A 26,917-nucleotide genomic window follows, 5' to 3' on the forward strand; every position below is an offset into this window, starting at 1 on the left:
TCAACCGGCTAAAAATAAAGCGGATGAGCTAAATCCAGGCTATTTCTTTGCAGTTTGCTGACACAGTGTTTAGTGTTTGATTTGGGTAACTCTGATGCAAGAATCGGCCATAACTGCGTGTTACCCTCAAGCCATTCGGGGTGGTGTAGAATATCCAGTTTACTTTGGAAATAGGCTGACAGCGTACCGACATCTTGCCAATACTGGGGCAGGCTTTGCTGGCCGGGAATGGTGTTATTGCTAAAGTCGTATACACAGGCTTGTTGCTGGTTAAATAGTTTTGGCAGGATGTCATGGCCAAAATCGTGAGGTTTATCTGAAGCAAGCTTGGCTAAAAGTTGACACAGATAGTTAGCATTAAATAAATAATTACCCATCGACGCAAGAGCATAACCCGGCTTGTTTTTTATCTGCTTAATGTTACCACTCGGTTTTTCAGCAAAGCCACAAACTCTTTGCTGCTTGTCGGTTGTAATAATGCCAAATTGATGAGCATGCGAGACCGGTACGGCGACTGCGGCAACGGTAACGGCTGCTTTATGGTGTTGATGAAACGCCAGCATCTGGCGATAATCCATTTTATAAATATGATCAGCACTTAGAATGGCAATAACATCGGCGTGATAGTGTTGAATAACGTCAAGTAAGCTAGCGACGGCACCGGCTGTACCTTGCTGAAGATGCGATGGCGCCTGATGCACTTTTAACTGGCCATCACGGTTAAAGCGAGGCTGCCAAAAGGTGTTTAAATGCCGGTGTAAAGCTGCAGGGCGGTATTGTGTTAGCACCATGACCTGGTGAAAGCCAGAGTGCCATAAATTACTTAACACAAAATCAATAATTCTGCGCTGGTACGCAAAAGCTAGCGCAGGCTTACACTGTTTTTGTGTCAGCGGCCTTAAACGGCTACCTGTGCCGCCCGCCAATACGATGCTAAGCAATTTACACACAAGCCGCTCTTACGATGTAAACAAGGTGTAGCAAGCTTAGCTGATAACTTCATAGTTGGTTTGATATATATCAAATGAAAAGCGAACATAAAAAAGCGCCATAACGGCGCTTAAGTTAGTTAAACATTTTCAGCCCGGCAACCAGCAGGCTATTCACCAATGCGTGTACGTATTTCGTTTACCAATGGCGATGAAGCAAAGCCATTTGCATCAGCCCATTGTGGATAATCAAACGCGGCTAAGGTTTTAGACGGCATTTGTTTTACAATAAAGGTACCTGATTCATAGGCGTCACTTCTAATAGCGAACTGCAGCATATTTTCGTTGTTGCAGGATATGCTATCAAAAATATTGCGTAGGTTTAGTTTATTATCTGACAACAGCTTACGTAGCTGATTGCGGTTATCGTCTTTAACATAACCGCACATAGTGCCTGCCAATTGTTCATTTGCTTGCACCGTAGACAACGAAGAAACTAAGAATAAAGCACTAACACAGAGTACTGTTTTTAACATTGGATTCTCCAATTAAAGGGGGTTGCTGCAAAATTATAGCCAAGCTTTTAGGATGAGGAGTAAAAAAAAAGCATTATACGATGAATATTTTCAGATAGTTAGCAATGTTTAGCGACAACAAGCGCTATAATAGCGACGTTTAAGTAAGCTGCGTCCGTTGCGAAAAATGCCAAGGAGATACCATGACTACGCTGGAATATATACTGCTGATGTTGTTGCTGGTGAGTAGCAGTGCATTTTTCTCCGTATCTGAAATTGCACTAGCGGCATCTCGCAAGATGCGGTTGCGTTTAATGGCCACCGAAGGCGATATTAATGCCGCCAAGGTGCTGGATTTGCAGGAGCATCCAGGCAATTTTTTCACTATTGTCCAAATTGGTTTAAATGCGGTAGCGATTTTGGGTGGTATTTTAGGTGAGTCTGCCTTTACCCCTTATTTTACCGCCTTATTTTCATTGTTTTTTAGCCAGATCTTTGCCGCTAATGCTGGCTTCGCGGTGTCAGTGTTCTTTGTTACAGCTTTATTTATTTTGTTTGCCGATCTTATGCCAAAGCGCCTGGCCATGATTGCGCCAGAAAAAATTGCCACCCGAGTGGTGTCGCCAATGCTGTTTCTTATTACTGTATTCAAACCCTTAGTCTGGTTATTTAATAGCCTGGCCAACCTGTTTTTCAGTTTGTTTAATGTGCCAACGATGCGCAAAGATGATATTACACCCGACGATATCATTGCCATGATGGAAGCTGGCGCGCAAGCCGGTGTATTGCAAGAGCATGAACACCAATTGTTGGAAAACGTGTTTGATATGGAATCACGTACAGTAACATCGGCTATGACGGCGCGTGAAAGCTTAATTTTCTTTACGCTGAATGAATCACAGGACAACATTAAAACGAAACTTGCAGAGCATCCGCATGCTAAATTTTTGGTGGTGGATGGCGTTTTGGACAAAGTCATTGGGTACGTTGATACGCGTGATATCTTGCTGCAGGTGCTGCACGATCAGCCTATTTCATTAAAAAAAGAGGGTATAGTACGGGCACCGCTGATTATTCCTGACACCTTATCGCTTTATGAAGTTTTAGAGCACTTTAAATCAGCCGGCGTTGATTTTGCCATCATCATGAATGAATACGCCTTAGTAGTAGGCATAATAACCCTGAAAGACGTAATGAGTATTGTGATGGGAGAACTGGTGAGCTCAGAAGAAGAGCAGATAGTGGCTCGTGATGCGAACTCCTGGCTGGTTGAGGGGTTAACGCCGTTACAAGATGTGATGCGGGTGTTGGATATTGATAATTTCCCTAACCCCGAGAGCTATGAAACTATCGCCGGTTTTATGATGTTTACGTTGCGGAAAATTCCAAAACGTACCGACTTTGTTTTGCACGGCGGCTATAAGTTTGAAGTGGTTGATATTGATAGCTATAAGATTGACCAGCTGTTGGTCACCCGTTTGGCAAAAATTGAAGCGGCTGAAAAGTAATAAGCTATCAGCCGCCGGATAGCGTTTAGGCTTTTGGGTTGTTGATGACGTTATTGGTCTTGTCAGTTAGTTCATTTTCAACTGGCTTATCACTGCCGTTATCATCTTGCGCTGGAGGATTGGCGGCCAGCTCAAGCATTTTTTCTCTAAAGTTTTGCAGCCCTTGCATTACCAGACCATAGGTCTTGTCTACATCAGATTCAATATCACCTTCAAACACCTTCAAGCTGGTTAAAATATCCTTGGCGTCTGCAAAGCCTTTTTCAATGCCTTCGCTTATCAAGCTCATAAAGTTGTCTAGCCGCTGTTCTTCAGCTGTGTCGGGGTCTAGATCTTTATAGCGGCTATAAAATGCTGTGGCGTAGGCCGTTATGCGATCTGCCGTGGCTTCAGGCGAGGTATCAATCCCCGAGTCATACACTTTTTGCGCTGCGTTTTCGCCCAACACTGGCTCTAACTCGGCATTGATACCCTCTAAAGCGGTTTTAAATAATAAACTTAATGAATCGTTGTTACTGCGCAGCGAGACTTCTTCATTTGCCCGCAATATGGCCACATTCTGTGCTTTTTTCGCCTGGGCTTTATCGCTCTCGACCGGAACCTGATCGGTTTTTACGGCGTTAGCATTTCGCTTGTTAATGCCGACGACAGAGGCATTGTTGCTGGAAGTGATCGACATAGTGCAGCTCCTGATTAATCTGGCATATAAACACTGAGTTGAGTATAGCCCGTTACTGCATATCGGCAGCGACGGGCTAAACATTAGCTGATTTTAATCGAATACCAAAAAAGAGTTGTTGCCGCCATTGCTGAAGCAGGTAATAAGCCAGTATGACACTGCGTAAGGCCATAAATACACATAATGCAGCCCACAAAGCATGGTTTTGCCAGTGCGAAAGCAGGTAAAAACACAGCATAAACCCAAGCAAAGCTAACAGCATACTGTTGCGCAGTTGTTTGCCTTGAGTAGCACCAATAAATACGCCATCCAATAAATACGCCCAACTGGCGACCAGCGGTAGCAGTATCATCCAATTTAGGTACTGAGCCGCCTGTTGTTGCACGCTAACAATACTGGTTAACAGCGCAACAAAGTTATGGCCAAGCAGCGCATAGCTCAGGCTAAAGAGCAACGACAGGATAAGACACCATAGTGCAAGAATGTCAAGATTGGCGCTGAGTTCGGTTACATTATTACGGCCAATAGCACGGCCGACCAAACTCTCTGCAGCATAGGCCAGGCCATCCAATGCATAGGAGACCAGCATTAAAAAGCTCAGTAGTACGGCATTAGCGGCGACAATATTGTCGCCATAGGTAGCGCCCTGAAAGGCAATAAAGACAAACACGGCTTGTAAACACAGGCTGCGTAAAAAAATATCCCGGTTTAATGCCAGCAGCTGACGACTGCCTTGTAAGTTAAAAGCACGCGGTTTAAGTGCTGAAAATATTTGCGCACCAGCACTTTTGTGTAGTAAATACATCGCCAGCAATAACGTCGCATAATCGGCCAGTACCGAAGCCAAAGCAACACCCTCAGTGGTCCAGTCCAACCCCATGACAAACAACAGATCAAGTACAATGTTGATAATGTTGCCCCACAGTAACATCCACATGGGGTAACGCGCATTTTGCTTGCCAAGAAACCAGCCCATAAGTACTAAATTAACCAAGGTGGCGGGAGCACTCCAAATCCGAAGTTTAAAGTAAATAACCGCTTGTGATGTCACGTCGGTGCTAGCGTCACTAAAGTAGATAAGTAATTGCGCTATGGGCTGCTGTGCGCACAACAACACGATACTAAGAACTAATGCCAGCGAAATGCCTTGTTGTAAACAATGGATTGTTTCAGCTTCGCTATTGCGACCATGCGCCTGAGCGGTAAGCCCTGTCGTACTCATGCGTAAAAAGCTAAATAAAAAATACACTAAGCTGATCACGCTGCCACCCAGTGCAACCCCGCCCAAATAGCGTGCATCATTTAAATGGCCAACGACGGCAGTATCAACTAAGCCAAGCAGCGGTACACATAGATTAGACAGCACCATCGGCAGCGCTATAGCCGCAATTTGACGTTGGCGCGACAGATTAAAAAACACCGCCAGCATACGAGACAACCTTAAGCTAAAACGCTGATGATACAAGCTGTGATAACCTAATGCGACCTTCTAAGCGTAGTCAAATGGCTTTATACTAAGCGCTCGGTGGTTTGTTGTCAGGGTGAAATGTTTGATTGAGTATAAAAGCCCGGCGTTTTATCGTGCCACCTTTGCCTTGTGTCTGGCGGCAGTGGTGGTATTTGCCAACCTGCATTTATTACAGCCTTTACTGCCGGTGCTCAGTCGCGATTTTAATCTTACGCCACTTCAAACCAACTGGGCTTATACCATAGGTACGCTTAGCCTCGGCTTATCGCTTTTAGTCTATGCGGCGTTGTCTGATGCCTGGGGCCGGAAAAAACTGTTGCTGTTTACTCTTTCTGGCATGACATTGACGACATTGGCATTAACACAGGTAGAAAGCTTTACTGCTTTGCTATTGTGGCGCGCGCTTCAAGGCATTTTTCTGGGTGGGTTACCGGCCATTGCTATCGCCTATATGGGCGAGGAGTTTACTAAGCCTGCGGTGGTCGCGGCAGTGGGGTACTACATCAGTGCCAATTCGCTGGGCGGCATCAGTGGGCGTTTAATGGCTGGCGCGCTGGCCGATATTGGGCATTGGCAATGGGCATTTGGGCCGGTAGCATTACTTAGTCTGTTAAGTTGTTATTTTGTCTGGCGTTTTTTACCCAGTGCGGCGCGTTTTAGTACCAGGCATTTTAGCGCTAAGCAGGCGCTTACCGATAATCTGTATCACCTTAAGCAGCCCTTACTGTTGCTGACATTCCTGATTGGTGGTTTAAATTTCTTTATTTTTCTAAATCAATACACCTATATTTCCTTTGTCCTTTCAGACACGCCTTACTCGCTCAGTAGCGTTTGGATTGGGCTGCTATTTGTAACCTATTTTACGGGCACTTTAGGTTCAGCCTTGTCAGGCAAGGTTGCGCTGAAAATAGCGCCGCCACTGGGCATGGCCGCTGGCGTGGTGATATTGATGTTGGGTACTTTATTTACCTTACATAGCAGCTTAGTTAGTATTGTTCTGGGCTTTTTTATTAACGCTTTTGGCTTCTTTTTATGCCACTCGTTAGCCAGCAGTTGGGTTAATCACTGCGCTAGCCGCGCTAAAGCCAGTGCCAGCGCATTGTATCTGGTGTTTTACTATGTTGGTGCCAGCACCGGCGGCATTTACCTGCAGCCCTTTTGGCAGTGGTTAGGTTGGCAAGGTGTGGTTATTGGCGCAGAGCTAATGTATGGCGTGACACTATTGCTCTGTATCTGGCTGTACGTTAAGGCGAAGCGCCTGCAATTGCTGAAGTTCTGATGCGGTAAGGTCGCGCATAGCACCAACGGCTAAATTACCCAGTTCAATACAGTCTAGGCGGATGCGTTTTAGTGCAGTAACTTTGTAACCACAGGCCTTACTCATATAACGAATTTGCCGATGTAGGCCTTGTGTCAAAGTAATGTGGAATTGTTTTTCGCCAAGGGCAATCACGTTACAGGGGCGGGACTGATAGTGCCGTTCACCCAGTTGCCAACTTACACCTGATGCCATTTGCTGAATAAACTGTGCATCAATGCTTTTATCCGTCTCTACCAGATAAGCTTTTTCATGCAGAAAATCGGGATGCATTAACTGCTGGCTCAGGGCACCATCGTTAGTGAGCAGCAATAAACCGCTGGAGTCTTTATCCAGCCGGCCAACAGCAAATAACCGATGTGGTAAATGGTGTATTAGCTGATAAAGGCTAGCAGGGTTGTCAGCTTTGACATTGCAGTCTATCCCTACAGGCTTGTGGTACAGCACGTAGTGTAAAGGAGGCGGCGCAGCTAACGGCTGTTGGTCAATACAGACAAGGTCGTGTTGTGACACCTGTAGCGTGTGTCCTGCCAGTGTATTATTAACGGATACTCTGCCAGCGGTAATAAGACGTTCTGCAGCACGGCGGGAGCAAAAGCCGCTGTGGGCAATCCACTTTGCAAGCCGATGCTGTTCTGCTTGTTTATGTTGTGTCACAACGTTTACTCATTTCAAGGTAAGCTGGTAATGGTAACTGATCTGTCGCAAATAAATCATTGTGTTGTAACAAAATAGCGTAATACTGCAATGGCCTTCAACGGCAATTTGTTCCTTCTTACGTGCACTGCACGTAGAAAACTAGTGCTTTTTCTTCAACCGGGTTTTACCCGGTTTTTTTTCGCCGGATAATCCAGCTTCATCAAAGCTTCCCCAGACAGTAACAAAACTGAAATCAATTTCGCGCATAATGGTTGCAGTTACACCTTCCTTCCTGGATTATTTCAGCACTATTTAGTGTCGGGAGCTAAGCTCCCGAATTTCTTTTTTAAAAAAATTTTACTCACCTTTAAACCTTTCGAATTACCCTACCGACTAAGCTGACAATACAAACAAAAAAGATGTTCTGAATAAGATATTCCGAACCCACTAAGGGCGTTTATGGCAATGGAGATTGCGCAGGCAATCGCGGCAGCAAAAAACGGTGATAAGCAAGCATTTCATCATGTTTATCAGCAGTTTGTCGGTCGGGTGTATGCTATTTGCTGGCGACTTTTGGCAAACAGGCAAAAGGCGGAAGATGCCTGTCAGGACGTGTTTATTAAGGTTTGGCAGCAGTTGCCTGCTTTTCGTGGCGACTGCAGTTTTGCGACCTGGTTACACAGTATTGCCACCCGCACAGCAATTGATGTGTGGCGCGGTGAAAAATATCTGCGTTTAACCGACAGCAGCGACATACAGAACGAGCTTATCGAGCAAACAGTTGGTTGCAGTAGTGAAGATATGCCTTTAGAGCAGGCCATACAGCGCATACCGCCGCAAGCGCGTGCCGTATTTGTTCTGTTTGCGCTGGAAGGTTATCAGCATCAGGAGATTGCCAGCCTGCTTGGCATTAAAGAGGGTACCTCTAAAGCGCAGTACTTTAGAGCCAGACAATTGTTACAGGAGTGGTTAGCTGATGAATGAACAGCAACTTGACCAGGCTATTAAGGGCCTGACACAGCAAATAACACCCGAACGTAACTTGTGGCCAGAGATTGAAAGTCGGCTGATATCACCCGGCAAGGCTGGGAAATCCAGGCGATTGATAAGAGCATTGGCAACGGCAGCCATGTTGGGTTTGGTCAGTGTAATGGGCTGGCAACTTTTATTGTTACCTTCCGCACCTGAGAGCAGCCTGGCGAAAATGCCCACAGCAGAGCTGATGCTATTGCAAGTGTTTGAGCAGCAAAAAGCCCGCCAGTTAAGCCAAATGGCAGAAGTAAATGAGGGGTTTGATAACTGGCAGCAACAATTGCAGGTATGGGACCAGGCCATAGCGCAGGTGCGAGGGGCACTACTATTTTATCCGGATGAACCGCAGCTTTTAGCGCAGTTGCAACGCTTATATCAGCAGCAGTTGTCGTATATTCAGCGGGCGACACTGCACCACAATTCAGTGATCAGTTAGGAGTAATTTATGCTTACATTAACAAAACCATGGCAGGTAGCGCTTACGGCGCTAATGCTGTTAAACATCAGCTTACCGGCGTTTGCCGACTCGCGTGAAACGGTTGACGAAAGTCGCAACGTGGCCGGCAATGAAAAAATCTATCTCGAAGTTATGAGCGGTGAGATAGCCATTAAAGCTGTAAACAGCAACCAGTTTAAGATTGTTGGAAAACTGGATGAAAAGGCCACCGGTTACACGCTGGAATCAGCAGACGGTTTTACCCGCTTTGAAATGACCATGCCACGCCAGGTGAATTACCGCGGCAACGAAAAATCAAATGCCGCTGACTTACGTATTGAAGTACCCATTGGCAGCAGCGTTGAATTTAAAGGTGTAAACAGCGATGTGAGCCTCAGCGGCATTACGGGTGGCAGCAATATAGGCACGGTGAATGGCACCATTGCGGCAGTAGAGCTGGCAAATTTGGTGCAGTTAAGTACAGTAAATGGTGAGATTAATAGTAAAGACAATAGTGGCCAAATAACGCTGAGTTCAGTCAACGGAAAAATAACTGATGTTGGTTCATCTGGCCGGTTGGAGTACAGCGTGGTAAATGGTGAGGTCAAAGCCAGAACCAATGCCGAGGAAGTGACGGTAAGCACGGTAAACGGTGATGCTAAACTGAAAATGACCAGTACAACACAGCTGAAATTAAGCACCGTTAACGGCGAGATTGAAGCAGAGCTCGCTAACTCGGTTAGCCCACGCATCAGCGGCAGCAGTGTCAGCGGTGATATTGAATTAAAGCTGGATACGAATGTTAGCGCCCGGTTTGATATTAAAGCCTCAGCCGGTGGCAGCATCGATAACAAACTTAGCAGCGACAAAGCTACTAAAGCCAAATATGGCCCAGCCCGCAGCCTGCAGTTTACATTGGGCAGTGGTGATGGCAGCGTAGAGCTAAACACAGTAAGCGGTGATGTCGAGCTGGATAAGTTGTAAACCGTATAAAAAGTCACTTTTCCTGTAAATAACAAAGGCCGCTATAGCGGTCTTTGTTATTTGTTGCATCAAAGGCTAATTTAGAAAAAATGATTGATTTTCATTTAGATAACAGCATAGATTGGATTGATAAATTACATGCTTTGAATAAGTAGATATGGAGCTTGCTATGAAACATAAGTTACTTGCTGCGTTTGCAGTATTTTTGTCACTATCGGTAACAGCTGAGACAGAAATAGACTTAAATGCTTTTGCACAGCAGTATTTTAAGGCGATGGTGGCGACGCAGGCACCTGATGCGACAACACAGGATCTGGAAAACTACCTGGCGCTTTTAACCGATGATATCGGCCATTCACATTTACCTTATGTTACTGACGATTCGCGCCAGCCTGATGGCAAACAAGCGATGCGAAAAGGCATGACGTTTTATTTAGGCGCCCACACCGAACATAAAGCCGAGCTGTTGGATGTGTTTACCTTTAATCAGTCGGCCATCGCCATTCGCTACAGTAACAGCGCCAAAGGTATTCACCCGCAGCATAAGCAAGCCATTTCTTACAGCCAAGTTATGATGGAAGTATTGGAGATGGAAAACGGTAAGGTTGCAGTAATCCGTAAGTATCATCAGTAATATGTATTTTTCCGCGCATGGTTGCGTTAAAAATTGCCGTTACAAATAGGGTTAAGCAAATGAAATTATTATTAGCGGTTTTGCTGCTATTTTGCGTTGAAGCAAACGGCAATACCGCTTACGAAATACCGCGCAGCGCGGTTATTGAGCTTAAAGAGCAATCCAGCAGCCGTGTTTACCCGCTGTTTATTCAACTGCCCGCTTCTTATAACAAACAGCCGGATAAAGTGTATCCGGTAATTTATCTGGTTGATGCGCATTACAGCTTCCCGCTGATAAGCGGCGCGACACGTTTTCCGATGAACAGCGGCGTCATGCAGCAGGCAATTATTGTTGCTGTATCGTATGAGCAAGGTTCAAAAGGTGCCAGCAGCAGAATTCGCGATTACACACCGTCAAATGCTAAAGCGTGGCGGCAGGAAACCGGTAATGCCAGCGGCCATATGGCCTTTATCCGTGATACGGTTTTTCCGTTTATTGAGCAAAACTACCGTGCCAGCAACACTAACCGCACTTTTGTCGGCAACTCGTTAGGCGGCTTATTCGGCACTTATATTTTATTTACTGAGCCAGCGTTGTTTGCCAACTACATACTTGGCAGCCCGTCAGTCTGGTTTGATAATAATATGATTCTGGCGGCGTCGGTGGTTAAACCCAAGGCGGCTACCAGGGTGTATATATCTGTTGGGGAATACGAGACACCGGCTTACGGCGAAGGCCAGGATATGCTGGCCGGGGCTAAACAGTTAACAGACAAAATTCGGGCACTTAACAGCGGTAATATTGACTTGCGATTTTCAGTTGTATCTGGCGCCAGTCATGCCACGGCCTTTCCAACTACTGCAATTCAGGGGCTGGATTGGATTTATGGCATTAAAAAACAATGACGATTATACCGATGCAGTGGTGGTATGCGGAGGAACTCGCGCCGAGGGAGGTATTACAATGAGCAACTTTACAGAAGACAACAGTTCTGAGTTCGCGGATCAGGCAAAACAGAAAATAGCCGAGTTTAATGCGCAGCACTGGGATGCTAGTAAGCGCCAGGCATTGGGGCTTAAGCAATTAAATGCTTTTGGTGAACTGGTCGCGGCATTAGCCGGGCGCACTTTTGGTAACTGGTTTTATTTAGAGTCGTTCTGGCTAGCCGAGACTGAGCGCGGTAAAGGAATTGGTAGTGCTATGCTGGCAAGCGCCGAAGCTATGGCCAAAGCGCGTGGTTGTCGTTTTGTTGTTTTGGATACTGTGGAGTTTCAGGCAAAACCGTTTTATCAGCGCCATGGTTATCAGGTTAAGTGGGTGCAACAGGACTACCCCTTTGCCGGTGGGGCCAAATACTTTATGACTAAAACGTTGTGACATTTGTCTTTCAACATGACGCGGTTTACCCCCATGAATACACCATAAATCATCCTTGAGGCTCGATTGAAAAGAACTCCTGTCCTTTTCCCGTCGGGCCAGCTTAGCTGTCCAAATATGTTCCTGACATATTTGTCCGGCCATCCATGGCCTCCACGGTTGATTTAGGGCATGCCGGTCATGCTGAGTTTAAGCACCGTTATCAGTTGTTAATTAAGCCGTAGTGTTTATCCAGCACGTCGATAATTTCAGCTTTAGGGTTATCCGACAGGCTGATTTTTTTACCAATTACTTTTTCTGCAATGCCTAAATAAGTGTGGGAGATATCCATCATCACGCTCGTGGGCAGCGCGTTGTCGCGCGCCAATGCTGCGCGCTCTGGCATGCGGTCTTTATTTAACAGGATATCCGGCTCGGGGAAGTGGTTTAGTAACCACTGGCGGAAGCCTTCTTTTGATTGCTCAACGATGTTGCCACTGCGCCAGCTTGCACCGTCCCATATACGTGAGCTATCGGGTGTGCCCACTTCATCCATATAAATGAGTTTGTTTTGATTATTGGCATCTTTTACATAGCCAAATTCAAACTTGGTATCAACAAACATCTGGTCTAATTTAGCCAGTGCATCACTGATAACGCCAAAGCCTTGCTTTAACAACTTTTCGTACAGGTCAATATCTGCAGCCTGTTCAAAGCCAAAGGCCGCGCTATGACGCTGAATATCGGCGCGGGAAATATTAACGTCATCCGCCTCGGGCACACCATCAAGGCCAGTGAGAATGCCTTTAGTAGAGGGCGTAATTAAAATTTCCGGCAGTTTTTGATCTTTCTTTAGGCCCTCTGGCAAGGTAATACCACAGAACTCGCGCTCGCCCTTGCTATAGGCGCGCCACATTGAGCCGGTAATATACTGACGGGCAATGGCTTCAATTTTTACCGGCCGGGCTTTTTGAACAATCCAAACCAGCGGGTGCGGAATATCCAAAATATGGCTGTCGGCTAAGCCATGTTGCTTAAACAGCGAAAACCAGTGATTAGAAATGGCATTTAGCGCAGCGCCTTTGCCCGGAACGCCATTTAAGCCGTTCTCGCCATGCCAGATGCAATCAAATGCAGAGATGCGATCGCTAATCACCATGATAGCCAGCGGCGTGTCCATAGCAACAGGGTAGTTTTTTTCACGAATAAGCCGTGCGCTGTCTGCGGCCGTTAACCAGTAAACACTGCGCACCTTGCCGGAATGTACCGGTAAATCTGTACGAATTGGCAAGTCATCGTTGACTGCCAGAACCTGAGTTGCAAAAGTCATCTTTACGTCTTCTGAGGCTGAGAAAGGCGCGCAGAGTTTAGCAGATTCTATTGCTTAACTGAATCGGTCTGCGTAATGAGCGCAGCAAGATTATCCTTTTTGCCGGTGGCGCTAAATACTTCATGAGCAAAAAATCATCATAAAAAAACGGTGTTAAAGTGATTAAGTTCAATCAATATTAATGCTTTATTGTAATTTGGTTTTTTACTTTGTCATTAAGTGTAACCAACTGTTTGAAATGGTGAAACAGCATAGAGTTATCCCAGTGAAGCCCTTACCCTGAGGACGTTAAATACTACCCTTCGGAAGGACTTCATGAAATTAGCTTATATATCTTCACTTGTGCTGTTAACAACTATGTTGGCAGGTTGCGGTGGCAGCAGTAAAGACGAGGCAACGGCAGAAAGTTATCTGCAATTTTATAATGGTGCGGCAATAGCGGGCAATACACTGTTAAAGGCCGGTGATACAAGTATTGGCAATGCAGCTTACGGTGACGTTAGCTCGCTGGTTGCATTAGAGGCTGATACTTATGCCGTTAAGTTTGTGGATGTGGCATCTACAGATGACTTGTTAGAGGAAAATGTTGCGCTAGCCAAAGACATGAAAACACTGTTTATCCTGACACAACAAGACCAGCAGTATGATCACCTTAGCCTGAGTTTTAAGCGCGATGCTGAACTGGAAGATAAATTTAATCTGCATATAGCTAATTTATCGGAGCAATATCCGCAGTTAGATATTTATATTGGTGCTGAAAATACCAGTTTTTCAGACGCTGAGTTACTTGAATCACTTAGCCTGCACGAAGTAACAACGGAAGCAAAAAGTCGTGATCTTGGTAAGTTTAACCTGTACCTGACTGAAGCCGGACAGACGACGCCAATTTTTACGGCGCAGTCGGTACACTTTGCTTATGAAAATACTTACGTCATGATTGTGCGTGATAAGCATGGCCCGCTTGCCGAGCAGTTATCGCTGGATATTGTACTGAATTCATCTAGTGTTACTGCCTACAACAATGTTGATGCCAGTGCGCAGTTCCGCCTGTACAACAGTTTGGATCAAAATATACAGCTTGCCTTGGACAACACCATTGTGGCCAGCGTTGCGGCTGGTCAAATGGGGGCTTATGTGAGCAGCGAGCAAGGTGATTACAGCCTGTCGGTGCGTACTGAAAATGGTGATGTGTTATTAAACAGTGCCTTGCTAAGCTTGGCTGCTGGTGATAGCAAAGCGGTGTTGCTGTATAACAATGAAGCCCAAGCGGCTGAAGCATTAACGGTACTAGAGCGTGATACGCCGCAACTTCAAGCGCATGATGTGCTGGTGGCTAATCTGGTGCCGGATTTTACCAAGCTACAGTTTTATTTTGTCCGTCAAAATGAAACCATTAGTACGGCCAAATACAGCATTAAAAACCTGGAATTTAAAAAGCAGCAAAGCATTAACTTACCTAAAGATGACTACGCTATTGCATTGGTTCAGGTTGCGGACAATGGCAGCACGACCTTGTTGGATAAAACACCCAGCATGATGTTAGAGCCAGGGGTTCACTATTCACTGTTGGCAGAAAAAGATGACGCCGCACCATCAGGATATCGTTTAAAACTGGTGCAGTAATGAACTTGTAAAATAGTTTAATAAATAAACAAAAGGCGATCATCAGATCGCCTTTTGCGTTATCAACGTTAAAGGAAGTTAAAAGCTGTAGCTGGCGCCAAGCGAAAACAATTGGCCTTTATTGCGGTAGTCGGCTTGATAACCGCTTTGATAAAGCCGCTCATTTTGCACATTATATTCGTGTTCATTCACGCTAACGTCACCAGTAAACAAGTAACCGTACGCAATATCAAAACTAAGATGCTGATTTAACTGCCAATGTGTACCTACAGTAATCCATAAACGATCGTCAGTAGGAATGCGGGCCGTTTTGTGGCTAGTTGATATAGGGTTTTCATCATATGCCATACCGGCTTTTAGCGTAATGTCAGGTTGGTATTGGTAGGTTGCTCCAACAGCAAAGCCCCACACGTTGTGCCAATACTCTGGAATGTAGCCAATTTGCCCTTCGTTGTTCAGGTTTGCTGCAGTTTGCGTATTAAGCGAAATACTCGGATTAGTGTCGTTACTGACAATATCGATGCTCTGAAACTCACTCCACTGAGTCCAAACTGCACTAAATTGCACTGACAACGCCTTTGTCAGCTGCTGATCAACACTAAATGCCGCTGATGCGGGAGTTGTTAGCGCCAGTTGACTGGCTTCCGTTAGCTTACTTTGTGACGCCAGTTTACCCGTGGATAAATCAATAGCAGGCAGGTGAGGGGCTACAACCATGAAATTAGGATTACCGACCACATTAGCTCCGGTAATCGGGGCGTTAGTAATGACAGAGTCGCCTTTTAAATTAAAACGAATTGCGGAATGGTACATCAATGCCAGGAGTGTGCCGTCAAGCGGCTCTGCATGAATGCCTAACGTATAGCCAAAAGCAATATCATCGCCTTCTACTTCATAATGACTATTGCAGTAAGCTGCGTTATACACAGGTGCACCGAACATAGCATTTGTTGTTTGTTCGCCTAGCTCACACAGGCCGCTGTGATCTTTGTACTTTGATAAGGTACCCGCGGCACGGTTAATTGAGATACCAGCACCGACAGACCAATGTTTATTCAGGTTATAGCCAATGGAGGGTTGTAAGCTTAGCACCTGAATAGCTGTTTCATCGGCAAAATAGCGACCGACAAAGTCATTATCGTAATCTGATGACAGACCAAATGGCACATAAAAGCCGATACCCCAGCTTACGTCATTGTTGATTTTATCGGCATAAAACACAAAAGGGACCAATTCATTTAAACTATTTGCGCCTTCGGTACGACCAACTACTGATTGGCCGTTAGCGCTTTGTGCTTGGGCATTACCGTAATTAGTTTTAGCGGTAATCAGCGATAGGCCGCCAGTTAATTGTGTGCCATCAAGCTTTGTGATGGCAGCCGGGTTTGAGTAAACCAGGCTGGCATCAGTAATTTGTGCACCACGACCAGCATAAGCATTGCCCATGCTGCTGACGGATTGTTCGAATAATTTATAGCCTTCAGCCTGTGCCGACAGACAAATAAGCGCAGAAAATACGGCAAGCGAAATAGCAGTTGTTCTAATCATATACATACCCCGTTGAATGTAAAACGCGGCAGTATAAAAGAGGTCGTACCTTAGAGTACATACTCTAGAATGTAAGTGCTGATTGTTTAGTCGTTAATGTAATAAAAGCATGTTTTGCTAAAGTGGTTTATATGACTAATAGTTAGTATTTTTAACTAAGTTAAAAGTGACCATTGAATAATGACACTTATTATATTTTTACTATGCCATTGAAATTGTTAGCTTTAAATATTTTTGTAACGATGGCATAGCAGCTGCATTGTCTGTGTTAACTTGCTTAAATACTGTTTTCCAAAGGAAGAATCATGAAAACGTCATCCCCTTTCAAAATGACCATCGTCGCCATGCTCGTTGCCAGTAGTATGCTGTTAACGGGGTGTAATCAAGCCAATAGTACGACGGCTACAACGACGGCAGAGGCTATTGCAGCCATTCCGGTGGAAGCGGTGCTATCGCGTAACGGTGAGATCAGCAGCAGCTACCGTACTACCAGTACACTAGAAGCGCGCGCTGAGGCTGAAGTGATCAGTAAAACCACTGGTATCGTGCAGCGCATATTTGTTGAAGAAGGTGACGCCGTAGAAGCGGGGCAATTGTTAGCACAACTGGATAATGAGCGTCAGCAGTTTAATCTGAATAAAGAAAAAGCTGAGCTAAGCCGGTTGGGAAGTGAATTAAAGCGCATGGAAGAAATGTATCAACGTCAGTTGATCAGTGCCGATGTGTTTGAAAAATTACAGTGGCAACACGATGCGTTAAAAGCTAGCGTAGATTTGGCTGAATTGGCATTAAGAGAAACCGAAATTCGTGCCCCTATCAGTGGCGTGGTGGCACGCCGATATGCCAAGGTTGGCCAGCTGGTTAATCAACACGCGACACAATCATTGTTTTACGTGGTCTCTAATCAACAGCTTGAGGCCGTGGTGTATTTACCCGAGCAGCAGCTGGCACAAGCCCATATTGGACAAAAAGCGCTAATGCAGTTTGCCGGTATGACGGCCTTTAACGCTGAATTAGTGCGTATTTCACCTGTGGTAGATGGCCAGTCGGGCACAGTGCGTGCCGTGTTAAAAGTAGCGAATAAACAGCAACAACTTAAACCTGGCATGTTTGCACAAGTGGAGTTGCAATTTGATGTAAAAGCTGACGCGTTGTTGCTACCTAAGCGGGCATTAATGACTACAGATAACACTCAAACCGTGTTTGTCGTAAATGATGAGAATAAAGTCAGCCGTAAACCGGTGCAGCTTGGATATCAATCAGATAACACCGTTGAGATTTTATCTGGCCTGAGCTTGGGCGATAAAGTGGTTATAGCCGGGCAGTCAGCACTTAAAGATGATGCGTTGGTGAATGTGGTTGCCGTTCGCGAATTCTAAGTCAGGCTTTTATAACAATAATTATATGCACAGGACTTGCTGCTATGAAACTGGTTGATACTGCTGTGACCCGTCCGGTCACAATATGGATGTTTACATTAGGAATTTTATTATTTGGCTTGGTAGCTGCGGGGCGTTTAGCGGTAAACCTGTTACCTGACTTATCTTACCCCAGCTTAACCATTCGCACCGAGTTTGTTGGCGCCGCCCCTGCTGAAGTGGAGCAATTGGTCAGTAAGCCAATTGAAGAGGCCATAGGCATTGTTAAAGGGGTTCGCAAGGTGCAGTCGGTATCTCGCTCAGGCCGCTCTGATGTGGTGATGGAGTTTGACTGGGGCACTGATATGGATATCGCGGCTCTTGAGGTGCGCGAAAAACTGGACGTGTTATTTTTACCGCTCGAAATTGAAAAACCTCTGTTGCTGCGGTTCAACCCTAATTTAGACCCGATTGTGCGTTTTGCATTAAGCCGTGAGGCCACTGAAGGCGCGTCGCTTAACCCCGCTCAGCTTGTTAGTTTACGTACCTTTGCTGAAGAAGATTTGCGTCGTCGGCTAGAGTCTTTACCTGGCGTGGCTGCAGTGCGACCTGATGGTGGTTTAAGCCAGGAAATACAAATTCTGGTTGATGCCGAAAAACTCAGCCAGTTACAGCTGGATATTAGTCAAATTAGTGAGCGCTTGCGGCAGGAAAATATTAATCAATCAGGTGGCCGGTTAGAAACATCAAGTTATGATTATCTGGTTCGTACGATCAATCAATTTGCCGACCTTAAACAAATCGAAGACTTATATATTGCCCAGGTGGGTGATAGCCAAATTCGTTTAAAAGATGTTGCCGAAGTACGCGACAGCTTTGTCGATAGACAAAGTATTACCTATGTTGATGGCAAAGAAGCGATTGAGGTGGCCATTTATAAAGAAGGCGATGCCAATACCGTACAGGTCGCAAAAAACCTTATTGGTCAGCTTGATACCTTAAAGAAAAGCCTGCCAGCGGGCTATACACTGACATTAGTCTATGACCAGTCAGAGTTTATTGAACAAGCCATTAACGATGTGAAGTCGGCAGCGCTAGTGGGCGGATTGCTGGCGATGCTAGTGTTATACCTGTTTCTACGCAATATATGGGCGACGTTAATCATCTCTATTTCCATTCCAGTATCTGTTATTGCAACATTCAATTTGATGTACGGTCAGGGCATTACGTTAAATATGATGAGCCTGGGCGGCATTGCATTGGCGGTTGGCTTGCTGGTCGATAACGCCATTGTGGTGTTAGAAAATATTGCCCGTCACAAAGAACAGGGTAAAGACCCTTTTACGGCAGCAAAAATTGGCACCAGCGAAGTGGCGATGGCGATTACGGCATCAACATTGACGACTGTGGCAGTATTTTTTCCTTTGGTATTTGTTGAGGGCATTGCGGGGCAGTTGTTCCGTGATCAAGCGCTTACTGTGACGTTTGCCTTGCTAGCGTCTCTCGTGGTGGCGTTAACGTTGATCCCCACCATGGCGGCACGCGAGGGACGGGTTGCGGCTCACGATAATTTTACCCCACCTGTGGCAGATGTAAAAACACCTAAGCGCTGGTATTACTGGCTTACCTGGCCGTTCGTTATGATAGGCCGTGGCATCCGCGGGATATTTTTACTGCTGTTAAGTGCATTTACTTTGGTGTTTCGTCTTATTAGCCGGCTGTTAAGTCTGATATTTAAGCCGGTATTAAACATCGTGCAATGGATGTTACAGCTATTAGAGCGGGTGTATCGCAGAGCCTTACAAGCCGCATTGGCAGCAAAAGCGCTAACCATCACGTTGACACTATTGATTGCTGCAGGTTGTTTTAGTTTACTTCCCCGCTTAGGTGCAGATGTGATCCCCGCGATGAGTCAGGGAGAATTTTATGTCGAAGTACAATTGCCCGTTGGCAGTGCGATAGAGCAAAGCGATGAGCTGCTGAAGGCATTAGCCGGTATTGCTGCAGAGCAAAGCATCGTTAAACGCAGTTATGCCCAAGCAGGTACTGGCGCACAAATGACGGTAGACCCGAGTATTGGTGGCAGCCATTGGGGCAGGCTAAATATTGTACTTGCCAGTGAAGCTACCGATGCCGATGAGCAACAATTGATCAGCCTGTTGCGCGATTACCTGGCAGCAAAGCCGGATGTGTTGGTGAAAATTGACCGGGCACAACTGTTTAGCTTTAGTACCCCGCTGGAAATTGAGCTGTCGGGTTATGAGTTAAAACAATTGAAAACAGCAGCCGATGCGATGGTTAATGCGCTGGAAGCAGAGCCGGGCTTTAGCGATGTTAAAACCAGCCTGCGTCAGGGACAGCCTGAAATTACGCTGTATTTTAATCATGATTTATTGTCGCAGTTAGGCATGACATCGCACGATGTGGCAAAACGTGTCGCAGCCTATATTGGTGGTGAAGTCGCCGGACAATATTCTGTTAATGATCGCAAAGTCGATATTCGTGTGCGTTTGTCTGAACAGTACCGTCAGTCTGAGCAGCAATTAGCGCAGCTTATTATCAACCCAGGGAGTGACAAACCGTTGCCACTGTCTGCTGTTGCTGAAATACAGCGTGAAACGGGCCCCAGTGAAATTACCCGCATTGGCCAGCAACGGGTAGCTGTGGTTAGTGCTAATCTGGCATCAGGTGATTTAGAACAGGCTACTGCGTTGGCAAAACGGATATTAGCGCAGCAGAGCATGCCCTATGGCGTAACAGCTGCGGTAATGGGCCAAAGTGAAGAAATGCACCGGGCTTATACGTCATTGACGATGGCATTGTTGCTGGCGGTATTTTTAGTTTATCTGGTTATGGCATCGCAGTTTGAAAATCTGCTGCAGCCGCTGCTTATCTTATTTACCGTGCCTTTAGCGGGTGCTGGCGCCGTATTGGGGTTGTGGCTAACGGATACCCGGTTGTCGGTTATTGTATTCATCGGTTTAATCATGTTGGCCGGTATTGTAGTAAACAATGCCATTGTGCTTATCGACCGAATCAACCAATTACGTGGCGAAGGTATCGCTTTAACGCAGGCTATTATTGAGGCCGGTGCCAGCCGTTTACGTCCGGTGTTAATGACCACGCTCACCACAGTGCTGGGGTTATTGCCGATGGCCATTGGCGGCGGTGATGGCAGTGAAATACGGGCACCTATGGCAATTACCGTGATTTTTGGTCTGACTTTGGCCACGTTATTAACGCTGTTGTTTATCCCGGTACTTTATGGGTTGGTTAGTCGTGACACCATTGCAGCACGCACCGAAACCAGTGCTGGCGCAGTGAATGCGGAGACGTCGCTATGAGCCAGCAACCGCTATGGTTAACGCGTTTTGCCCTGACGCGGCCGGTAACCATTTGTATGATGTTTTTGTCGATGCTGGTGTTTGGCATTATAGCCAGTCGCATGTTGCCACTGGAAAAGTTTCCGGGCATCGACATTCCGCAAATTTTTATTAATGTGCCTTATAACAACGCCACACCAACTGAAATTGAGCGTTTAATTACCCGGCCAATTGAAGAGGCGTTAGCCACTGTGTCTGGCGTAAAACAAATGCGATCCTGGTCAAATGAAAACAGTGCCGAGATTTCACTGGAGTTTAATTGGGAAGAAAACATCAACAGCAAAAGCATTGAGGTACGGGAGCGTTTAGACGGCATACGTCATTTGCTACCCAAGGATGTTGAGCGTGTGTTGGTGTTTCAGTTTAATACCAATGATATGCCTATCTTCCAGCTACGCATTTCCAGCGAGCGTGATCTCGCCATGGCTTATGATTTATTGGAACGCCAGATAAAGCGGCCGCTGGAGCGGGTGCAAGGGGTATCAAAAGTTGAGTTGTATGGTGTAGAAAAACGTCAGGTGGTGATACGGCTGAACCCGGATAAGATGCGGGCGCTTAATATTGATGCGATGCAAATTGTTCAGGTGTTGCAGGCGAATAACTTTGCAATGACCGCTGGCGAGCTGCGTAACCAGTTCGAAAGTATTTTGGTCAAGCCGGTGGGCGAGTATAAACTGCTGGAACACATTGCATCATTGCCACTTAGGCCCGGCTTAAGTTTACGCGAAGTGGCGACGGTTGAACTTGAATTGCCCAAACGCGAAGACGGTCGTCATTTAGATCAAACTTATGCAGTGGGTTTAAACGTGTTTAAGGAGTCTGGTGCTAATTTGGTAGCGGTGGCTAAAGAAGCCATGAAAGTGGTTGAAGCGGCCAAGAGTGATCCTGCGTTTAATGGTATCAGCTTATATGTAATGGACGATATGGCTGATGGAGTAACAACATCATTGGCCGATTTATTAAGTGCCGGTGGGGTAGGCGCCTTATTGTCTTTTGCCGTGCTGTATTTATTTCTTCGCCACGTGGGAACCACCATGGTGGTTGTACTTGCGGTGCCGGTATCTATCTGTATCGCGCTAGGGGTGATGTATTTTCTGAATTACAGCCTTAACATTTTAAGCATGATGGGGTTAATGCTGGCCATTGGTATGCTGGTAGACAACGCCGTGGTTGTTACGGAAAGTATTTTTCGGGAACGAGCCTTAGGGGGGGATGTTAAAGCCGCAACCGCCAGAGGTGTTCGGCGAGTGAGCCTGGCGGTTGTTGCCGGAACCGCTACTACCGCCATTGTATTTTTACCCAATATTGTTGGGCAAAAAATGCAATTAACCATTTTCCTTGAACATGTGGCGATAGCGATTTGTCTATGTCTGGCTGTTAGCTTGCTGCTGGCGTTAACGCTTATTCCTTTGTTAACCACCATGCTAAAGGTGCAACCGGTGAAAGAGGTGCAATCCGGGGCAGTAGAGCGTGGATACCGCCGCGCCTTGCATTGGGTAATGTATCATCCTCTCTGGTCTACCCTGATTGCACTGGTGTTATTGGCCAGTATTGCTATTCCTATTGGCATGGTATCCGGCGGCGATGACGATGATGAGTCCAGCGACAGAATTTTTCTTAACTACAACATACAAGGTAACTATTCCAAAGATGAAGTTGAGGCTGAAGTCAACATTATGGAAACGTACTTGTATGCCAATAAAGATAAGTTTGATATCGACTCTGTTTACAGCTATTACCGTGCAGGAGAGGCCAATTCGATATTAATTTTAAAAGATCCTATTTCACAGCCTTTAATGCAATTAAAAGAATCCATTCGCAAGGACTGGCCTGCACTGGTAAGGTCAAAACCCTCCTTTGGCTGGGGCAGTAACGGTGGCTTGCAGGTACATTTACTGGGTAATTCTACCGAAGTGTTACTGGAACTGGCAGACGAAATAGAACCAATGCTTGCTGCGGTAACCGGCCTGGAGGATGTCAGCTCTGAAATTGCCCATGGCCAGCAAGAACTGCAAATTTGGTTAAATTTACCGCAATTGCAGCGCCATGGTTTAAACGCTCAGCAACTGGCCAACGCGGTGTCACTGGCACTGCGAGGCACTAACTTACGCACCTTTAGGAGCGAGGAGCAAGGCGAGCTGTTAATGCGTGTGTTGTATGATGAACGCGTTAGCCATTCTGTAACCGAGCTGGCTGCGCTACCGATATTAACCAAAGACAATATCGTCATAAGGCTTGAGCAGTTGGCCGAGCTTAAGTTTGCGCCACGTTTAGATAGGATCCAACGCTTTGATCGCCAAACGGGCATTGCCATTAGGATGAATTTAGCCAAAGACTATAAAATGGATACCGCGCGTGAGGATATTACAAAAGTGATGGACCAACTGACCTTGCCACCGGGCTATCGTTGGTCTTTTCAGGGCAGTTTTCAGCGTCAAGACGAGTCACAGCAAGTGATGATGATTAATATGTTGTTGGCCGTAGCGATGATTTATATTGTGATGGCGGCGCTATTTGAGTCGTTATTATTGCCAACTGCGGTTATTGGCTCGTTACTGTTTTCGTTGGTAGGGGTGTTTTGGGCATTTTTGTTCACGGGTACCACCATGGGCATCATGGGTATGATAGGAATGCTGGTGCTAATGGGCATTGTGGTTAACAACGGCATTGTACTGGTGGACCGTATTAACCAGGACCGACAAGAAAACCCTGACGCCCCGTTAAAAGCGCTGATTATTAGTGCCAGCGAGTCGCGTTTGCGGCCGATATTAATGACGGTTGCTACTACTGTATTGGGGTTGTTACCGCTCGCAATGGGCGGGACCCAAATTGGTGGTGATGGGCCAAGTTATGCGCCTATGGCTATCGCCATAATCGGTGGCTTGCTGTTTTCTACGCTTACCAGCCTGGTGTTAGTGCCGCTAACATACTGGGGGCTTATTAACCTTATCCAAGGTTGGAAGCATTGGCGAGCTGAATCACGGCGATTGGCGGATAAAGTCTTTAATTGAAACTTTACTCTGGCGTGTATTGTATTTACACTGCACGCCAGCCTTAAGGGAGTAATCTGCAGCGTTTTTTTAGCTGCGCTCTGGTCAACATACTTGTGCCTCAAGCACATGGTCAGAGCGTCAATGCAAAAGCATTGATTGATGAGACTTAAGACACATTAGTGGCCCAATGCGGGAGTCGCTACTGTGTCTTTTGTTTGTTTCCCGCTTAGGTACTGTTAATGGACGCTTTCCTGTCTTCTTTCACTGCTGTTGCCATTGCTGAAATTGGTGACAAAACTCAGTTATTGTCATTGTTTCTTGATGCCCGATTTCGTGCTAAAGGCGCTATTATCGCCGGTATTTTAGTGGCTACCTTATTAAATCATGCGGCGTCTGCCTGGCTAGGGGTATGGTTAAGTCAATTTATTCCCAGCGGCTGGCATCAATGGTTGCTTGGTGGTTCTTTTATTGCGGTGGCGTTGTGGCTGCTTATCCCGGATAAAGACGACAGTGGTGACACGGGTGTACTAAGATTTGGTGCCTTCTTTGCCAGTTGCGTATTGTTCTTTTTAGCTGAAATTGGTGACAAGACACAAATTGCCACGGTTATTTTAGCCGCCAGTTTTGAGCAATCGGTATGGCTGGTGATTGTTGGCACTACCTTGGGTATGTTGGCGGCCAATGTGCCAGTGGTTTATGCCGGAAGTTGGTTGCTGCAAAAAGTCTCTTTGCAATGGGCACGGCGCAGTGCGTGTGGTGTGTTTATAGTGCTGGGAATTTATATTATCTGCTCCGAGCAGTTGGTTACGCCAGGTTAATTAAATGTGTTGTTGGCTGAAGCCATTGATTAATATTGTTTTAGCGGTTATTTTGCTAAACGGAACCGGGGTGTCTGCTTAACATGGAGTTGACGCTGGTTTTAACAAAAAAACAATATCAGCAGTATAAAGGAGAGAGTGTCATGAATGACATTAATGCACAGCCGGCAGTAAACAGCTCAACAGCAAAGCTGGTTTATATTTTGTATTTGGTAGGGATAATTTTTGGTGTCACCGGTATTGTCGGTGTGGTTATGGCTTATATTAACAAAAGCGATGCCCCAGAATGGCTGCAGAGTCACTATCGTTTTCAGATCCGCACGTTTTGGATTGGTCTGGTTTATATATTAGTTAGCGTTGTGTTAATGATGGTTGTCATTGGTTGGTTGACATACCTGCTATGGATTGTATGGCTCATTATCCGCAGCGTAAAAGGGATGAAACAACTTGAAAAGCAAGAAGCTGTTCAAGACGAAAAAACCTGGCTGTTCTAATTCAGTTAATTTTAAAAAAGCGAAGCCTAGGCTTCGCTTTTTTATTGTTTACAATTGGGCTCTTGCAACCAGCGGGCGCTTTACCTACCCTAAACCCATTAGTTTCTTGATAATAATAACAGGATTACAATATGCGCTATAACGCCCTTTGGCTTGCTCTTACGTTAGCTGGAGCAACAACGCTTTTTGCTTGCTCCCCTACAGAAAATAATGGCGCTCCACAAAGCGATGCTGCTACGCAAAATGCGGCGCAACATTCTGACGCTTCTCTTGCTGCCAGCTACAGCTTGTTGCCTGACTTTGAAAAGCGTTTAGACATTTATCACACGGTTGACCTTACCGCTGATTTGTCCTCACTGAGTACTAATCAACAATTGATGTTAGCAAAGCTGATTGATGCAGCAAAAATTATGGACGACTTGTTCTGGCGCCAGGCATTTGGTCAGGACAAAGCGGCATTTCTTAGCCAACTACCGCAAGGGAAAATACGTCAGTTTGCCGATATTAATTATGGCCCTTGGGACAGATTAAAAGGCGATGAAGTATTTTTAACCGGGTTTGATAGAAAAGCGCCTGGCGCGCAGTTTTATCCGGCGGATATGACCAAAGCGGAATTTGAAGCAGCCGATTTTGCCGATAAGACTGGGCTTTATTCAGTTGTGCAGCGTGATACAAGCGGAAAGCTACACACTGTGCCGTATTCTGTAATCTATAAAACAGAGTTAGAAGCGGCAGCGAAGCTGTTAACTGAGGCGGCTTTATTAGCACAAGACAAAGAATTTGCCAGCTACCTTAATTTACGCGCACAGGCACTGCTGACGAATGAATATCAGCCGTCTGATTTTGCCTGGATGGCAATGAAAAACAACCCGATAGAGCTGGTTATTGGCCCCATTGAGACATACGAAGATCAGCTGTTTGGCTATCGTGCTGCCTTTGAAGCTTATGTGTTGGTAAAAGATTTAAGCTGGAGCGAGAAGTTAGCCAAGTATGCAGCAACTTTACCGGCACTGCAGCAAGGCTTACCGGTTGCTGAAGAATATAAGGCGGAAACCCCCGGAGCGGATGCTGATTTAAACGCCTACGACGTTATTTATTATGCGGGGCATTCCAACGCGGGGTCAAAAACGATTGCTATCAACCTGCCAAATGACGAACAAGTGCAATTGGAAAAGGGCACGCGGCGTTTGCAGTTAAAAAATGCTATGCAAGCCAAATTTGATCACATAATGCTACCCATAGCAGAGTTACTGATTACGCCAGAGCAACGTAAGCATGTCACCTTCGACGCCTTTTTTAACAACACCATGTTCCACGAAGTAGCACATGGTTTAGGCATTAAAAATACCATTAACGATAATGGCACTGTGCGGCAGGCATTAAAAGAACATGCCTCTGCATTAGAAGAGGGCAAGGCTGATATTCTTGGTTTGTATATGATTACGCAACTAAAGCAGCAGGGAATGTTGCAAGAGGGCGCACTGGAAGATTATTACACCACCTTTATGGCAGGCATTTTTCGCTCGGTTCGGTTTGGCGCTTCCAGTGCACACGGTAAAGCAAATATGATCCGTTTTAACTATTTTGCCGAGCAAGGTGCTTTTGTGCGCAATGCCGATGGCACATACCAGGTTAACTATCAGAAAATGCAGGATGCAATGGCATCTATGTCGGCGTTAATTTTAACCTTACAGGGCAATGGCGATTATGATGGTGTGGCGGCATTGGTTGCTGACAAAGGCATCATTAAAGCGCAACTGGCAGATGATTTAACTCGTTTGTCTGCGGCAGATATTCCTGTTGATGTGGTATTTAATCAAGGTAAAGCCGTATTAGGGCTTAAATAAATACCGATCCGTAAATAAAGCAGGCTAGTTGCGGTGTGCCTGC

General features: G+C 45.8%; 22 protein-coding genes. 15 read left to right on the forward strand and 7 right to left on the reverse strand.

All coding sequences use genetic code 11. The annotated features are described in order from the left end of the window. Positions 1-8: 8 nt before the first annotated feature. Both H595_RS23285 and H595_RS0120660 read right to left on the reverse strand, forming a co-directional pair. Positions 9-950, reverse strand: coding sequence for a sugar phosphate nucleotidyltransferase (locus H595_RS23285; RefSeq protein WP_051220040.1), 942 nt, complete (start codon positions 948-950; stop codon positions 9-11). Between the two features lie 149 nt (positions 951-1,099). After that, on the reverse strand, positions 1,100-1,465 hold the full coding sequence (locus H595_RS0120660) for a DUF3718 domain-containing protein (protein WP_027672822.1): 366 nt from the start codon (positions 1,463-1,465) through the stop codon (positions 1,100-1,102). Positions 1,466-1,647: 182 nt separating this feature from the next. Between H595_RS0120660 and paeA the strand changes: the two genes are divergently transcribed. Then, positions 1,648-2,952 carry a polyamine export protein PaeA gene (gene paeA, locus H595_RS0120665; protein WP_027672823.1) on the forward strand — a complete coding sequence of 435 codons (1,305 nt, stop codon included), beginning with the start codon at positions 1,648-1,650 and terminating at the stop codon, positions 2,950-2,952. A 25-nt stretch (positions 2,953-2,977) separates the two neighbouring features. Here the strand turns inward: paeA and H595_RS23290 are convergent, their stop codons facing one another. Continuing rightward, on the reverse strand, positions 2,978-3,631 hold the full coding sequence (locus H595_RS23290) for a DUF5610 domain-containing protein (protein WP_169338574.1): 654 nt from the start codon (positions 3,629-3,631) through the stop codon (positions 2,978-2,980). 76 nt (positions 3,632-3,707) lie between these two features. Then, complete coding sequence (locus H595_RS0120675) at positions 3,708-5,060, reverse strand: MATE family efflux transporter (RefSeq protein WP_027672824.1); 1,353 nt, start codon at positions 5,058-5,060, stop codon at positions 3,708-3,710. A gap of 121 nt (positions 5,061-5,181) precedes the next feature. Between H595_RS0120675 and H595_RS0120680 the strand changes: the two genes are divergently transcribed. Beyond that, positions 5,182-6,378 carry an MFS transporter gene (locus tag H595_RS0120680; protein WP_027672825.1) on the forward strand — a complete coding sequence of 399 codons (1,197 nt, stop codon included), beginning with the start codon at positions 5,182-5,184 and terminating at the stop codon, positions 6,376-6,378. Here H595_RS0120680 and H595_RS0120685 read toward each other — a convergent pair. Then, positions 6,319-7,074: a pseudouridine synthase gene (locus tag H595_RS0120685; protein ID WP_027672826.1), complete on the reverse strand. Its 756-nt coding sequence runs from the start codon at positions 7,072-7,074 to the stop codon at positions 6,319-6,321. The genes H595_RS0120680 and H595_RS0120685 overlap by 60 nt on opposite strands. Before the next feature lie 441 nt (positions 7,075-7,515). Here H595_RS0120685 and H595_RS0120695 point away from each other — a divergent pair, with 441 nt between their 5' ends. The 6 genes from H595_RS0120695 to H595_RS0120720 all read left to right on the forward strand — a co-directional run bounded on the left by H595_RS0120695 (position 7,516) and on the right by H595_RS0120720 (position 11,501). After that, positions 7,516-8,040, forward strand: coding sequence for an RNA polymerase sigma factor (locus H595_RS0120695; RefSeq protein WP_027672827.1), 525 nt, complete (start codon positions 7,516-7,518; stop codon positions 8,038-8,040). Next, a complete protein-coding gene (locus H595_RS0120700; RefSeq protein ID WP_027672828.1) occupies positions 8,033-8,524 on the forward strand; it encodes a hypothetical protein in 492 nt (163 codons plus the stop codon). Before H595_RS0120695 ends, H595_RS0120700 begins: the two co-directional genes overlap by 8 nt. A 9-nt stretch (positions 8,525-8,533) precedes the next feature. Then, a complete protein-coding gene (locus H595_RS0120705) occupies positions 8,534-9,508 on the forward strand; it encodes a DUF4097 family beta strand repeat-containing protein (protein WP_027672829.1) in 975 nt (324 codons plus the stop codon). A gap of 169 nt (positions 9,509-9,677) precedes the next feature. Further along, positions 9,678-10,142, forward strand: coding sequence for a nuclear transport factor 2-like protein (locus H595_RS0120710; protein WP_027672830.1), 465 nt, complete (start codon positions 9,678-9,680; stop codon positions 10,140-10,142). Positions 10,143-10,201: 59 nt separating this feature from the next. Continuing rightward, positions 10,202-11,029 (forward strand): alpha/beta hydrolase, encoded by an 828-nt coding sequence (locus H595_RS0120715; RefSeq protein ID WP_027672831.1) that lies wholly within the window; start codon positions 10,202-10,204, stop codon positions 11,027-11,029. Continuing rightward, complete coding sequence (locus H595_RS0120720; RefSeq protein WP_240474962.1) at positions 11,010-11,501, forward strand: GNAT family N-acetyltransferase; 492 nt, start codon at positions 11,010-11,012, stop codon at positions 11,499-11,501. Before H595_RS0120715 ends, H595_RS0120720 begins: the two co-directional genes overlap by 20 nt. Positions 11,502-11,703: 202 nt before the next feature. Here the strand turns inward: H595_RS0120720 and H595_RS0120725 are convergent, their stop codons facing one another. Next, complete coding sequence (locus H595_RS0120725) at positions 11,704-12,810, reverse strand: phosphoribosylaminoimidazolesuccinocarboxamide synthase (RefSeq protein WP_027672833.1); 1,107 nt, start codon at positions 12,808-12,810, stop codon at positions 11,704-11,706. A 315-nt stretch (positions 12,811-13,125) separates the two neighbouring features. On the opposite strand from H595_RS0120725, the gene H595_RS0120730 reads away from it, so the two are divergent. After that, positions 13,126-14,433 (forward strand): DUF4397 domain-containing protein, encoded by a 1,308-nt coding sequence (locus H595_RS0120730; protein ID WP_027672834.1) that lies wholly within the window; start codon positions 13,126-13,128, stop codon positions 14,431-14,433. A 78-nt stretch (positions 14,434-14,511) separates the two neighbouring features. Here H595_RS0120730 and H595_RS0120735 read toward each other — a convergent pair whose 3' ends face one another. Continuing rightward, positions 14,512-15,981: an OmpP1/FadL family transporter gene (locus H595_RS0120735; RefSeq protein ID WP_027672835.1), complete on the reverse strand. Its 1,470-nt coding sequence runs from the start codon at positions 15,979-15,981 to the stop codon at positions 14,512-14,514. 305 nt (positions 15,982-16,286) lie between these two features. Here H595_RS0120735 and H595_RS0120740 point away from each other — a divergent pair, with 305 nt between their 5' ends. The 6 genes from H595_RS0120740 (at position 16,287) to H595_RS0120765 (ending at position 26,874) form a co-directional block, all read left to right on the forward strand. Then, complete coding sequence (locus tag H595_RS0120740) at positions 16,287-17,360, forward strand: efflux RND transporter periplasmic adaptor subunit (RefSeq protein WP_027672836.1); 1,074 nt, start codon at positions 16,287-16,289, stop codon at positions 17,358-17,360. Between the two features lie 44 nt (positions 17,361-17,404). Beyond that, positions 17,405-20,683, forward strand: coding sequence for an efflux RND transporter permease subunit (locus H595_RS0120745; RefSeq protein WP_027672837.1), 3,279 nt, complete (start codon positions 17,405-17,407; stop codon positions 20,681-20,683). Beyond that, the gene (locus H595_RS0120750) at positions 20,680-23,733 is read left to right on the forward strand and encodes an efflux RND transporter permease subunit (protein ID WP_027672838.1); all 3,054 of its coding nucleotides are present in this window, start codon (positions 20,680-20,682) and stop codon (positions 23,731-23,733) included. Before H595_RS0120745 ends, H595_RS0120750 begins: the two co-directional genes overlap by 4 nt. Positions 23,734-23,954: 221 nt before the next feature. After that, positions 23,955-24,533 carry a TMEM165/GDT1 family protein gene (locus H595_RS0120755; RefSeq protein ID WP_027672839.1) on the forward strand — a complete coding sequence of 193 codons (579 nt, stop codon included), beginning with the start codon at positions 23,955-23,957 and terminating at the stop codon, positions 24,531-24,533. A 143-nt stretch (positions 24,534-24,676) separates the two neighbouring features. Then, positions 24,677-25,027, forward strand: a complete 351-nt coding sequence (locus H595_RS0120760) for a DUF4870 family protein (protein WP_027672840.1) — start codon at positions 24,677-24,679, stop codon at positions 25,025-25,027. Positions 25,028-25,158: 131 nt separating this feature from the next. Then, entirely contained in the window at positions 25,159-26,874 is a 1,716-nt protein-coding gene (locus H595_RS0120765) for a dipeptidyl-peptidase 3 family protein (protein ID WP_027672841.1), read from the forward strand. Positions 26,875-26,917: the final 43 nt, after the last annotated feature.

This window comes from Rheinheimera baltica DSM 14885 (assembly GCF_000425345.1).
GTDB classification, from domain to species: domain Bacteria; phylum Pseudomonadota; class Gammaproteobacteria; order Enterobacterales; family Alteromonadaceae; genus Alishewanella; species Alishewanella baltica.